The organism is Sphingobacterium sp. MYb388, assembly GCF_037479535.1.
Taxonomy (GTDB): Bacteria; Bacteroidota; Bacteroidia; order Sphingobacteriales; family Sphingobacteriaceae; genus Sphingobacterium; species Sphingobacterium anhuiense.
In genome coordinates, this window is the sequence record NZ_JBBGYV010000005.1 from 1 (window position 1) to 13,842 (window position 13,842).

Sequence of the window (13,842 nt, forward strand, 5' to 3'; positions counted from 1 at the left end):
AGAACATAGCTATTCCTGTTCTTTCGGTAGCTTGTGCAGGCCCTTCATGCTCATCATTTTACCTATTCAGCTTTTACATCCTCTTCTTATGGGACAATCATACTGTCACTATATCTTTCGATCTCTAATTTTTAATACTCATATAATGCTATTTGATACTTCTTATGTACTAGGGACTATTATGTTCTCGTGAACGCTGGGGTTGTGCACTGCCTTTTTATTTCTTCGTTATCACTTAGCTATTCAGTTTTGTATGTAACATATGATAGTCCATTTGAGATCACATGATTTACGGGCAATAGGTTTCCCTTTCATTATACTTGATAAAAAATAACCTAATCCAGTTTATTTAGCTGGATTAGGTTATTCTTAATGCTTATTATGATATTTATTATAGAATATTGGATTTTTATTCTTGCAATTGGACAAATTTTAATCGTCTTAATTTATACATAAATAGATCAATGTGGCAAGAGTACTGCCTATAAGTGGACCGACTATAGGCACCCAGGCATATGCTAGATTAAATGTTTTTTTATTCTTTATCGGTAATAAAGCATGTGTAATTCGAGGGCCTAAATCTCGGGCAGGGTTAATGGCGTACCCGGTTGTACCGCCTAAAGATAATCCGATTACCCAAACAATAAAACTTACCGGTATTGCTCCTATAGTACCTAGGCCCAAAGTTTGTCCTTGTTGGATAGTTGGTTCAGTGAAATGTAAGATGCAAAAAATTAAGACAAAAGTACCTACAATTTCACTGATGATGTTAATTTTAGGATTAAAGATAGCAGGTCTTGTACAAAACACGGCCTCTTTGGCTCCTGCATCTTCGGTTTGGGTGAAATGATCTTTGTACATCAACCAAACGACAAATGAACCAAACATAGCCCCTAAAATTTGCATTGTGATGTATTGAAGTCCTAAACTTAAGGTCATTTTGTTCAATATTAAATTAGCAAGTGTAACCGCAGGATTAAGATGCGCCCCGCTATAGGGTCCTGCAATCGTTACTCCGGCGAATACAGCTAATGCCCAAGCTGTACTGATTACCATCCAACCTGAATTGTTCCCTTTAGTATCTTTTAGTACAACATTTGCGACAACTCCTCCCCCTAGTAAAATGAGCACGGCTGTCCCAATAAATTCTGCGATTAGTACATTCATAATAACTGGCTTAAGCGTTAAGATCGTAGTTAGCCCAAAACTTGGTTGTCTCTACAGCGCGCTTCCATTCTCGCAATGATTGTTCAATTGATGGATCTGGTATTGGTGTAAATGTTCTGTTTATTTGCCATTGTTTTGCTATTTCTTCCACACTAGGCCAAAATCCAACCGCTAGACCGGCTAAATATGCTGCTCCAAGTGCTGTCGTTTCTGTCACTTCAGGACGTATGGTAATTGTATTGAGAAAGTTAGCCTGGGTTTGCATCAGAAAATTATTCGCACTGGCTCCGCCATCTACACGAAGTTCTTTGATTTCAATATTTGAATCAGACTGCATAGCAGTCAAAATATCTGTTATTTGAAATGCGATTCCTTCTAGCGCAGCCCTGGCAATATGAGCGACATTGCTGCCCCTAGACAATCCTAATATCGTACCGCGTGCATAAGGATTCCAATGTGGTGCTCCTAAACCTGAAAAAGCCGGAACCATATAGACACCATCGCTGTCCGGTACACTTTCAGCCAATTTTTCTATTTCTGCAGAAGTTTTGATGATACCTAATTCATCTCGTAACCACTGCACAACAGCTCCTCCAATGAATACACTTCCTTCCAGAGCGTATGTTACCTTTCCTCCAATTCTCCAAGCAATCGTAGTGACTAAATTGTTATTCGAAAAAATTGGTTTTGAGCCAATGTTCATTAATAAGAAGCAACCTGTTCCATAGGTATTTTTTGCCATTCCTTTTTGGGTGCACATTTGTCCAAATAGTGCCGCTTGCTGATCGCCCGCAATCCCTGCAATAGGTACACTACTGGAAAGGATCTGACCCGAAGTATGTCCATATACCTCTGACGAGGAGGCAACTTTAGGAAGGATACTTGCAGGTACGTTAAATATGGTCAGCAATTCATTATCCCATGTTAACGTTTCGATATTGTACAACATCGTTCTTGATGCATTGGACACATCGGTTACATGGACAGCTCCATCAGTTAGGTTCCAAATAATCCAACTATCTATGGTTCCAAAAGCGAGATCGCCCACATTTGCTCTTTCTCTAGCACCTTTTACATGATCTAATATCCAGTTGATCTTAGATGCGGAGAAGTAGGCATCGATACGAAGACCTGTTTTTTTCTGAATGGTATTGCCATGACCTTGATTTTCGATCTGCTTACAATAGTCTGCTGTTCTTCGATCTTGCCATACAATAGCATTATAGATGGGTTCCCCGGTTTTTCTATCCCAAATAATAGTGGTTTCACGCTGATTTGTAATTCCGATGGCTTTGATATGTTTTGGGGTAATCTTCATCTTGGCCATAACTTCTGTAAAAACTGAAAGTTGACTGGACCAAATCTCTTTAGGATCGTGCTCAACCCAACCAGATTTTGGATAAATCTGCTTGAATTCTTTTTGTGCTATCGCTTCTATTTTTCCTGACTTCGAAAAGATAATTGCTCTTGAGCTCGTTGTGCCCTGGTCTAATGCCAAAATGTATTCTTTAGTACTCATAAATGCGTTGTTAATGGATTAGGAATTGTAAGTATAGTTTTTACAAAGTATAAGGAATTGTGCAAGCTGTTCTTCTTCCCATGTTTTCGATTGCTCAAGTTCTTTGGACATAATCTGAACAACTAGGGGAGCTGCCTCCATGGCTGCTTTTGCATCTAAAAACAGCATGCGTATCCTTCTTGCTAAAACATCTTCCAGGCATCTTGCCATTTCATTTCTTACTGCCCATACTACTTCTGCTGCGATATAATCAAATTTGGGGTGAATCTTTTGGGACAAATTTGGATCCTTTTGTGCTAACTCTTGTATTAACTTTGCATCTGAACCGTATATCTGCCAGTGTCCCTGCTGTTTTTCTTGAAGATAACCATGTATTTTTAAGGTTTTTGTAATACAAGGAGCTGTATTTAACTTTCCGATTTGAATGGCTTTGTTAACGGTATCTTCTGCCATTTTACGATATGTCGTCCATTTCCCTCCTGTAATGGTAATCAATCCTGATTTACTGCTGATCAGTTTATGGTCCCGGGAGATTTCTTTTGTTGAAGCTGGATTACTTTCATCTGGTGCAGCCAGTGGTCGCAAACCTGCAAATACACTGAGTATATCTGCTCGGGTAGGAGCAGGATTGAGGTAGTTTTTAGCTGTTTCTAAAATAAAATCTACTTCTTCTTCTAAAGGTCTTGGTTCAATAGTGTGAATATCTAAGGGCGTATCTGTCGTTCCTAATAGGATGTGGTCGTGCCATGGCACACCAAATAGCACACGTCCGTCATTAGTTTCCGGAATCATAAGGGCATCTTCTTCCCCTAAAAATTTCTTGTCAATGACAAGATGTGTTCCCTGAGATGGTCTTACTAAATTCTTATGGACAGGTGATTCCAGTTTTAATATATCATCAACAAAGATTCCGGTCGCATTAATGACTGTTTTTGCTTTAACTTCAAAATTCTGGTTTGACTCTAAATCTGTAAAAGAAACACCACAAACTTGACCATTTGTATCTTTATGAATGGCATTTACATCACAATAGTTTAAGATTGTTGCATCAAGAGAATTTGCTGTCTGTGCTAGATTGATCGCAAATCGGGAGTCATCAAACTGGCCGTCATAGTAGATTATACCCCCTTTTAGATTATCCTGTTTGACAGCATGCAGTTTTGCAACAACCTGACTGCTGGATAAAAATCTGGAAGTTCCGATCCGGTATGCACCGGCCATCCAATCATAGATTTTTAATCCAATCAGATATTTCCACTTACTGAAAAATGTATAGCATGGAATAATAAAACTTTGAATTTTAGCTAAGTGTGGTGCATTTTGGAAAATTAATCCTCTTTCATGCAATGCGGAATAGACAAGTTTAATATCTCCATTTGCGAGATACCGCACACCACCATGGACTAATTTCGTACTCCTACTTGAGGTTGCTTTTGCAAAATCATATTTTTCGAGTAATAATGTTTTAAATCCTCGAGAAGCCGCATCGACAGCGATACCAAGCCCAGTTGCCCCGCCTCCAATGATAACAATGTCCCATTTTGAAGTTTTATTTACGTTTTCTAGATTCGTCTTTCTTTTGAAATTGCTCATACAATGATATGATTTTGGATATTTTGTTTATCAAATGTTCACTTTTTCAGGTATATCTTTTATAAAGAAGGGCCTTACATTATAAACGAAATAGCTTGAAAGTTTGTTTTATTTATTTTTTAATTAGTATTTTGTTCTCCAAATTGTTTTTTACAAAGTCACCAACCGATTGGAGTTTGTTTTCTTGTCGTTAGGTAAACCAAGGTAATCTTTTCGTCAGCTATAACGATACCTTAACCATTTATTAGCTATATGGTTGTTGTCAATAATTGGTAGGTCATACATTTGATGTACGATTTCATCCAATATAGATGTAATTTAAAGAGGTACGTCTTTGGTATTATTAAAGCTTGTTTGTTAAATTTCTACGGGTAAAAAACAGAATTTTATAAAAAAATATGAACCCTTGTTTTGGAATAAAACAAATGGTTATTTATTTTTTTTTCCTTAAATAATGTAAAAAAAGACTAAAAATATTGTCATTCGTTAAAGAAATGCCTTTATTTGCACAAATCTCAAATTTAAATGGCTAAAAATTTACTCATAGTAGAGTCTCCGGCGAAAGCGAAAACAATAGAAGGGTATTTAGGGAAGGACTTTTTGGTAAAGTCCAGTTACGGACATATTCGTGATTTGGTGAAGACCGATGATGCTATTGATACAGATAAAGATTTTCAACAAAAATATGAAGTGCCGAGTGATAAGAAGGCTGTTGTCAGTGAGTTAAAGAAATTAGCAAAAGCTGCAGAAACAGTTTGGCTAGCATCCGATGAGGACCGCGAGGGGGAGGCTATATCGTGGCATTTATTTGAGACTTTAGGTTTAAAAGATGAGAGTACTAAGCGTATTGTATTTCATGAGATCACCAAACCTGCGATTTTAAAGGCCATTGAGAATCCACGTAAAATAGATTATAATTTAGTAAATGCACAGCAGGCCCGTCGTGTACTGGATCGTTTGGTAGGATTTGAGCTTTCACCTGTGTTATGGAAGAAAGTAAAACCATCGTTGTCCGCAGGACGTGTTCAATCGGTAGCAGTGCGTTTAATTGTAGACCGCGAGCGCGAGGTTATAAAATTTAATGCGGAAGCATCATTTCGTATTGTGGCATTTTTCCATACTGGAAAAGTTAAAGATAGTTTTAAAGCTGAGTTGCCACAGCGTTTTGCAACAGAGGCTGAAGCAAAGCAGTTTTTAGAGGATTGTAAGACAGCGGAATTTGCTGTTAAGAGTTTGGAAACAAAACCTGCGAAAAGAGCTCCAGCGGCTCCGTTCACTACCTCAACGCTACAGCAGGAGGCTAGTCGTAAGCTAGGATTTTCTGTTGCGCGTACTATGCAGGTTGCTCAACGCTTATATGAAGCTGGTCGCATTACCTATATGCGTACCGATTCTGTTAACTTAAGTGATACAGCAACAGAAGCTGCTGAGAAAGAAATTCGTTCTGCTTATGGTGATCGTTATCATAAGTTAAGAAAATATAAAACAAAAACTTCTGGAGCTCAAGAGGCTCACGAAGCCATTCGTCCAACTTATTTTTCTGAACATAGCATTGAAGGTGATGCAGCAGAAAAACGTTTATACGATTTAATTTGGAAACGTGCTATTGCTTCTCAAATGAGTGAGGCAGAGTTCGAGAAAACATTAGCTAAAATTTCTATTTCTACACGTAAGGAGGATTTATCTGCTTCAGGTGAGGTCATGAAGTTTGATGGATTTTTGAAAGTTTATTTTGAATCTACAGATGATGATCAAGAGGTAACGAATGATGATGATAGCGATAACTCCTTGTTGCCACCTTTGGTAACAGGACAATCGGTCGTATTGAAAAGCATGAACGCGACAGAGCGTTTTACAAGACCTCCTGCTCGTTATACAGAGGCAGCTTTGGTGAAGAAGTTGGAAGAATTGGGTATTGGTAGACCATCTACTTATGCACCGACAATTTCTACGATTCAAAATCGCGGTTATGTAGTGAAAGAAGAAAGAGAAGGACGTTCACGTGACTATCGTGTATTGACTTTAGAAAATACGGAAATCTCTGCCGTTACTAAGACTGAAATTACTGGCGCTGAAAAAGGAAAAATGTTTCCAACAGATATAGGTATTGTTGTTAATGATTTCTTAGTTGAACACTTTAAAGGCATTGTAGATTTTAATTTCACGGCAAAAGTAGAAAAGGAATTTGATGAAATTGCACATGGTTTGACCGAATGGACAGATATGTTGCGTGAATTCTACGGACCTTTTCATTCAGAAGTACAGAATACGTTAGAAAATGCTGAACGTGCTAACAACGAACGTGAGTTGGGTGTCGATCCTGTATCGGGTAAACCTGTCTCTGTACGTATTGGTAAGTTTGGTCCTTTGGTGCAGATTGGTGCACAAGATGATGAAGAGAAACCTCGTTTTGCATCTTTGAGAAAAGGACAGATGATCGAAACGATTACTTTTGAGGATGCTATGGAATTGTTTAAGCTTCCTAAGAAGGTTGGTATCTTTGAAGAAAAGGAAATGACTGTTGCTATTGGCCGTTTTGGACCTTATATCCGTCATGATTCTTCTTTTTATTCTTTACCAAAGAATGTTGATCCACTTGATGTGACAGAGGAAGAGTGTATCCAGATTATCAAAGACAAGAGACAAAAAGATATTGAAAAGGTAATTCGTGTTTTTGACGAAAATCCTGAAGCTCAAATTGAACAAGGCCGTTGGGGACCGTTTATCCGTTTTGGAAAACAGAATTTGAAAATTCCAAAAGGAACAGAAGTAGAGCAGATCACGTATGAAGATGTCTTGAAATGGGCGGAAGCTGATGCTCCTAAAGGCAAAGGAAAAGTAACTGCTAAAAAAGCGACTACTGCAAAGAAAGCTCCTGCTAAAAAAGCTCCAGCAGCGAAGAAAGCGACTGCGGTTAAAAAGACAGCTACAAAGGCTGCTGTGAAAGCGACTAAAGATAAATAATTGAAATGAAAAAGGATTTACCTGAAAACATTGTTCAAAATATTACGATTGCTGTTGTTTTGGAGAGTGAAAGCCCGGAGTCAAAAGTTTGGAATGTTTATTTAATTAATGAAAAGAATCAAGAAATTCAAAATGTCTTGGTTACTTCAAAAGGTTATGGCGAAAAGGATGGTGCAAATGTGATCACAAGCACATTACGTCATTTTATCGGTAATGTTGCTCCACATTCTTTCGAAAAAATCGAAGCTATTGATGAACAGGTATTCGGTTTAACCAATGAATATTGGTTAAGCTTTTATATTGATAATATTATTTACGATAAGAAATACATCTTCCTACCTGAAAGCATTATAGAAGGGAATTTAATACTGGTTCCTTTAGTGAATAAGCTTGGGGTGATTATTGGGGGGATGAATTAGTTTTATGACAACAAGACATAACTTTATTATCGCTATTGATGGTTTTTCATCATGTGGTAAAAGTACAGTGGCAAAAGCACTGGCCAAAAAATTAAAATTTGTTTTCATTGACAGTGGTGCAATGTACCGTGCTGTGACACTTTATTTTCTCAGAGAGGGAATAGATATGAAAGATGATAAAGCAATAGCTGAGGCGTTGGAAAATATTCATATCGATTTCATTCCTAATGATGATAAAACTGAGATTCATCTTAATGATGAAGATATATCGGATGAGATCCGTCAGATGTATATTTCGGATATGGTGAGTGAAGTGAGTACAATAAAAGCTGTGCGTCAAGCCATGGTAAAACAACAGCAGAAATTAGGGCGGAGACGTAATATCGTGATGGATGGTCGCGATATAGGCACAACTGTATTTCCGGATGCAGATATGAAAATTTTTATGACAGCGGATCCGCAAGTACGTGCTAATCGACGTTATTTAGAATTGACCAATAAGGGAGAGCAGGTGACGATCGATGAAATTGTTAAGAATCTGGCACATCGTGATCATATTGACAGTACCAGGGAAGAAAGTCCTTTGCGTAAAGCGGAAGATGCCATTGTATTGGATAATTCTTATATGAGTCAAGAAGATCAATTGACATTTGTCATTGATGAATATACAAAAAGAAGAGCTTCCAAATAGGAAACTCTTCTTTTTTATTTAATGCTATTGATCTGTTGTTGTTCTTTTAGTTTCGCAACATTGTTTTTCTCTCCAAATTCTTCTGTTTTTTCTTGGAAAGAATCTAATAGTTGACGGATTGCATCTGAATTGTCTGCTGTACGTTGAAAAATATCCGGTAGAATCTTTTCTAGATTTTGGTCTCCAAGTTCGATATTATCCACCTCGATTTTCCCAATTTTTTCTAATACGGCTTGCTGACTTTTCCTAACATCTTCTAATTCTCTCGCAATTTTTTCCATCAATTCAAATTTCTTCAATTTATCCATATTATATAAAATTTAGTGATCAATTACTATATATAACGTATAAAGTGGTCAAAATGTTTTAAATAAAAAAGGGTTGCTCATTTGAGCAACCCCTTTTATCATCTATACTCACTGATTAGTGTGTACGTCCTGGGTAAACTTCCAGTCCTTTTTCTAAGCAGATCAATGCTTTTTTTAGATCGTTCTGATTAAGAACGTATGCTAGTCGAACTTCGTTGATTCCGGCACCTGGAGTGCTGTAGAAGCCTGTTGCAGGAGCCATCATAACCGTTTCATTTTCGTATGCAAACTCTTCTAGCATCCATTGACAGAATTTATCTGCGTTATCGATCGGTAGTTTTGCTACAACGTAAAATGCGCCACCTGGATTAGGTGAAAATGCACCTTCAATTTTATTTAAGCCGTTGACTAAAGTATCACGACGTGCAGTATACTCTTCAGACACTGCCTCAAAATAACTATCTGGTGTATCTACAGCTGCTTCACCTGCAATTTGTCCTTCCAAAGAAGGGCTTAAACGCGCTTGTGCAAACTTTAGAGCGACTTGGTACAGTTCTTTATTCTTTGTGATTAAGCAACCTATTCTGGCACCACATGCTGAGTAACGTTTTGAAACGGTATCAAAAACAACAACATGTTGTTCCAGTCCCTCCAGATGCATAGGTGAAATGAATTCACGCCCATCATAACAGAATTCGCGGTAGGCTTCATCAGAGAATAAGTATAAATCATATTTTAAACAAAGCTCACGCAATGCTTCTAGTTCTTCTCTAGAATACAAATAACCTGTAGGGTTGTTCGGATTACAGATCGCAATCGCTTTTGTTTTTTCAGTGATTACTTTTTCAAACTCCGCAATAGAAGGTAAAGCGAATCCATTGTCGATATAAGACATGATCGGTTTTACCACAATGTCTGACGAGCATGCGAAGCCGTTGTAATTGGCATAGAAAGGCTCAGGAATGATTACTTCTTCACCCGGGTTAAGACAGGCCTGCATCGCAATCATAATCGCTTCAGAGCCACCGTTTGTCACTAAAATATCAGTAGGTTGGATATTGTAGTTTAATTTATTGTAGTATGTCGTCAGTTTATTGCGGTAAGATGCTGTTCCTTCAGATGCCGTATAGGCCCAAACTTTGAAATCAATGTTTTTTAATGCATTGAGCATTACTTCTGGCGTTTCAATGTCCGGCTGTCCGATATTTAAGTGATAGATTTTTTTCCCTTCTTTTTTTGCTTGATCAGCGAAAGGTGTTAGTTTTCTAATTGGGGATGCGGGCATGTTATACCCTTTTTCTGATATTGATGGCATTATTTTATATAAATTAGCGAAACAAATCTACTGAATTAAAACTAAAAAAGCCACTTTACTTGAAGTGGCTTTTCTTTAATTATGTACGCAAAGTAATTATTCTACAATTCCTTTGATGTATAAAGTTTTTACAGGTGTTTTTGTGTTGGATGTTACTGTAAAGCTTTTTGTAAAAGGTGCTTTTGAAGCAGCGTTGAAAGTAACTTTAATTGTTCCTGTGTCACCTGGTTTGATTGGTGTTTTTGTAAATTCTGCTACTGAACATCCACATGAAGGCTTAACATCAGAAATAATGATAGGCTCACTTCCTGCATTCGAAAATTTGAAACTGTATGATACTGGAGTTCCTTGTGCGATCTTTCCAAAATCATGTGTTTCTTTTTCAAATTTAAATTCGCTCTGACTTGTTTGCATTGCAGTAAATCCTACAAATGCAATAATAACAGTTAATACGGCTAAAAACTTTTTCATATCTTCTTCTTCTTAATTTGTTAACTATGCTCTTTGATAATGTCAAACAACGTACCAAAATAGAAATTTTAATACGTAATTGCCTTAGAAAAGAACGCGATAACAATAATATTACATTATGTATGACTAGATTATTCCTTCTTTTAATAAATCTTGAATATGTATGATGCCATCATACATATTTCCTTGTAAAACAATTAATTGAGACACGTTATTCTGACGCATCATATGCAGCGCATTTACAGCAAGCTCTGTTTTGTCGATCGTTTTAGGATGTGTCCCCATAATATCGCTCGCAGTTAATCCTGTAAGATCTTCATGATTTTCAAGCATACGGCGAATATCCCCATCGGTAATGATGCCCACAATCTTTTCATCTTGCAATACTGCAACAGCACCTAATCTGTTTTGTGTGATGGTCAGTATGATTTCTCTGATAGTGGCATTACTTGGGATTTTTGGTTTTTCATTTTGATCGGAGAGATCCGCTACTTTTAGGTATAATTTTTTACCTAGCGCACCTCCTGGATGGTATTTTGCAAAATCCTGATCTGAAAAATCGCGACATTCCTGCAGACATACCGCCAGTGCATCGCCCATTGCTAGCTGAGCAGTGGTACTTGAGGTAGGAGCAAGATTGTTAGGGCATGCTTCTTTTTCAACAGTGGTGTCCAGTACGAAATCCGCTTGTTCAGCCAGATAAGAATTGATATTTCCTACCAGAGCGACCAATGTATTTCCGGTCTGCTTCAAGAAAGGCACCAGGACTTTGATTTCAGGAGTTGTACCACTTTTTGAAATTGCGATGATTAAATCTTGGTTTTGAATGATCCCTAAATCACCATGAATGGCATCGGCTGCGTGCATGAAAATGGAGGGTGTTCCAGTCGAATTCATTGTCGCAACAATCTTTTGTGCGATAATAGCACTTTTTCCTATTCCAGTGACAATAACACGGCCTTGTAAGTTAATTATATGTTTAACCACGTTAACAAAGTCGTCGTCAATCCGTTGTGATAAATCAGCTACCGCTTTAGCTTCTTCTTGTATAGCTTGGATAGCTATATTTTTTATATCGATGTTGCTTTTCACAAAAAAAATATCTACTTTTATATTAAAGAATGAATACAAAAATAGGTTATTTTACAGATTTTTTGGTCATTTATCTATCTTATTTTTGCCCGAGGCTCGATGGAAATAGAAAAATCACTTTTCGACAATTTACAAGATTTTTTTGGTTTTGATACTTTTAAGGGGGATCAAGAAGCAATCATAACAAATGTACTACAGAGAAAGGACACATTTGTCATAATGCCTACTGGGGGTGGTAAATCCATCTGTTACCAGTTGCCGGCATTGATGAGTGAGGGGACAGCGATTGTCATTTCACCGTTAATTGCCTTGATGAAAAACCAAGTTGATCAGCTTCGCGCATTTGGCGGAGAGGATAGTATTGCTCACTTTTTAAATTCTTCATTGAACAAAGGTGATATCATGCGTGTCAAACAGGATGTTACAGCAGGGAAAACAAAATTACTTTATGTAGCACCAGAATCGCTTTCGAAATTGGAGAATGTCGAGTTTCTGAAGCAGATTACGGTATCTTTTGTTGCTGTCGATGAAGCCCATTGTATCTCCGAATGGGGACATGACTTCCGTCCGGAATACCGCAAGATTCGTCAGGTTATCAATGGTATAGGTGAAAAAATACCCATTATTGCATTGACAGCTACAGCTACACCTAAGGTGCAGTCAGATATTCGTAAGAATCTTCAAATGAATGATGCTATGCTCTTTAAATCTTCATTTAACAGAGGTAACTTATTCTACGAAGTAAGGCCGAAGAAAAATGTCGTTAAAGAAATTGTTCGTTTTATAAAAGGACAGTCTGGTAAAACAGGTATCATCTATTGCTTGAGCCGTAAGAAGGTTGAAGAAATTAGTGAAGTTCTTAATATCAATGGAATCAAAGCACTTCCTTATCATGCTGGATTGGATGCGAAAACACGCGCCGATACACAGGATAAGTTTTTGATGGAAGATGTCGAAGTTATCGTAGCAACGATAGCATTCGGTATGGGTATTGATAAGCCCGATGTACGTTTTGTGATTCACCATGACATTCCAAAATCTATGGAAGGTTATTACCAAGAAACTGGTCGTGCTGGACGTGATGGTGGAGAAGGTCTATGTTTAGCTTTTTATTCGGAGAAAGACGTTGAGAAATTAACGAAATTCATGAAGGATAAGCCCGTTGCTGAAAGGGAAATCGGAACACAAATTTTAAAAGAAGTTATTGATTATTCAGAATCTGCAGTCTGTCGTCGTAAACAAATTCTACATTATTTTGGTGAGAATTTTGACGAAACCGGATGTAGTAATATGTGTGATAATTGTCGTGCTCAAAAAACTTATTTTGAAGCAGAACAATCGTTATTTGAAGTTCTTTCTTTTATTAAAGAACAAGGTGAAAACTTTGACGATCTACACGTGATCAATGTCATGGTGGGTCAGAATAATCAACCTGTTTCTGCTTATAAACATGATGAGCATCCTTTGTTCGGAAAAGGTAAAGATAAAGGAGTAGTGTATTGGGAATCATTGGTTCGTCAAGCGGTGCTCAATAACTTTCTAGCAAAGGATATTGATCATTATGGCTTATTAAAGATGACGGACATTGGTCGTCATTATCTGGAAAATCCGTATGCACTGAAATTTGTGATGAACCGTCCTTTGGATTTTTCAGATGATTCATCATCTGAAGATGCTGGACATTCAACAGGCGCTTTAGATACGGAGCTATTGAAAATGCTGAAAGATCTTCGTAAAAAGATTGCGAAATCAAAGTCACTTCCTCCGTTTGTTATTTTTCAAGATCCATCATTGGATGAAATGTGTACGCATTATCCCGTCTCATTGGACGAACTGAAACAGATACAGGGTGTCGGTAACGGCAAAGCGGTTAAATTTGGCGCTCAGTTTGTAGAATTGATCAAGGCGTATGTCGAAGAAAATGATATTGATCGTCCGGTAGATTTAGTTATAAAAGGTACAGCAAATAAATCAGCGCTTAAGGTCGCGATTATTCAAAATATAGACCGTAAAATTGGTTTAGATGATATCGCAGCCGCAAAAGGAATTAGCTATGAAGAATTGTTGAAAGAAGTAGAAACAATTGTAAATGCTGGTACCAAACTTAATATCGGATATTTCGTTGATGAGATGATCGATCAAGATCGTCAAGATGAAGTCTACGATTATTTTAAGCAAGCAGATTCGGATTCTATTGATGAAGCTTTAAAAGATTTAGGTGGAGATGATTATTCGTATGAAGATATTCAACTGATGCGAATAAAGTTCATGTCTGAATTAGGGAATTAGAAACGCATATATTA

Annotated in this window: 11 protein-coding genes; 4 read left to right on the forward strand and 7 right to left on the reverse strand. The window is 37.4% G+C overall.

All coding sequences use genetic code 11. From position 1 onward, the window contains the following. Nucleotides 1–441 precede the first annotated feature (441 nt). From WH188_RS16380 to WH188_RS16390, 3 genes are read right to left on the reverse strand one after another with little or no spacing between them, the layout of a single operon-like run. On the reverse strand, nucleotides 442–1,167 hold the full coding sequence (locus tag WH188_RS16380) for an MIP/aquaporin family protein (protein ID WP_132773140.1): 726 nt from the start codon (nucleotides 1,165–1,167) through the stop codon (nucleotides 442–444). Between the two features lie 10 nt (nucleotides 1,168–1,177). Beyond that, a complete protein-coding gene (gene glpK / locus WH188_RS16385; protein ID WP_339424407.1) occupies nucleotides 1,178–2,686 on the reverse strand; it encodes a glycerol kinase GlpK in 1,509 nt (502 codons plus the stop codon). Between the two features lie 18 nt (nucleotides 2,687–2,704). Beyond that, nucleotides 2,705–4,279 carry a glycerol-3-phosphate dehydrogenase/oxidase gene (locus WH188_RS16390; RefSeq protein ID WP_339424408.1) on the reverse strand — a complete coding sequence of 525 codons (1,575 nt, stop codon included), beginning with the start codon at nucleotides 4,277–4,279 and terminating at the stop codon, nucleotides 2,705–2,707. A 525-nt stretch (nucleotides 4,280–4,804) separates the two neighbouring features. Here WH188_RS16390 and topA point away from each other — a divergent pair. From topA to cmk, 3 genes are read left to right on the forward strand one after another with little or no spacing between them, the layout of a single operon-like run. Next, nucleotides 4,805–7,243 carry a type I DNA topoisomerase gene (gene topA / locus WH188_RS16395; RefSeq protein WP_183912082.1) on the forward strand — a complete coding sequence of 813 codons (2,439 nt, stop codon included), beginning with the start codon at nucleotides 4,805–4,807 and terminating at the stop codon, nucleotides 7,241–7,243. Between the two features lie 5 nt (nucleotides 7,244–7,248). Next, a complete protein-coding gene (locus tag WH188_RS16400) occupies nucleotides 7,249–7,662 on the forward strand; it encodes a hypothetical protein (RefSeq protein ID WP_021191794.1) in 414 nt (137 codons plus the stop codon). 4 nt (nucleotides 7,663–7,666) lie between these two features. After that, nucleotides 7,667–8,353, forward strand: coding sequence for a (d)CMP kinase (cmk, locus tag WH188_RS16405; protein WP_132842228.1), 687 nt, complete (start codon nucleotides 7,667–7,669; stop codon nucleotides 8,351–8,353). Between the two features lie 14 nt (nucleotides 8,354–8,367). On the opposite strand, the gene WH188_RS16410 is transcribed toward cmk, so the two are convergent. From WH188_RS16410 to WH188_RS16425, 4 genes are all read right to left on the reverse strand, one after another. Further along, nucleotides 8,368–8,661 (reverse strand): hypothetical protein, encoded by a 294-nt coding sequence (locus tag WH188_RS16410; protein ID WP_021191795.1) that lies wholly within the window; start codon nucleotides 8,659–8,661, stop codon nucleotides 8,368–8,370. A 115-nt stretch (nucleotides 8,662–8,776) separates the two neighbouring features. Continuing rightward, entirely contained in the window at nucleotides 8,777–9,976 is a 1,200-nt protein-coding gene (locus tag WH188_RS16415; RefSeq protein WP_168126993.1) for a pyridoxal phosphate-dependent aminotransferase, read from the reverse strand. A 96-nt stretch (nucleotides 9,977–10,072) separates the two neighbouring features. After that, entirely contained in the window at nucleotides 10,073–10,447 is a 375-nt protein-coding gene (locus WH188_RS16420; protein ID WP_021191797.1) for a DUF1573 domain-containing protein, read from the reverse strand. Nucleotides 10,448–10,573: 126 nt separating this feature from the next. Continuing rightward, entirely contained in the window at nucleotides 10,574–11,539 is a 966-nt protein-coding gene (locus WH188_RS16425) for a KpsF/GutQ family sugar-phosphate isomerase (protein WP_339424409.1), read from the reverse strand. A gap of 99 nt (nucleotides 11,540–11,638) precedes the next feature. Here WH188_RS16425 and recQ point away from each other — a divergent pair, with 99 nt between their 5' ends. Then, complete coding sequence (recQ, locus tag WH188_RS16430) at nucleotides 11,639–13,828, forward strand: DNA helicase RecQ (protein WP_132773128.1); 2,190 nt, start codon at nucleotides 11,639–11,641, stop codon at nucleotides 13,826–13,828. Nucleotides 13,829–13,842: the final 14 nt, after the last annotated feature.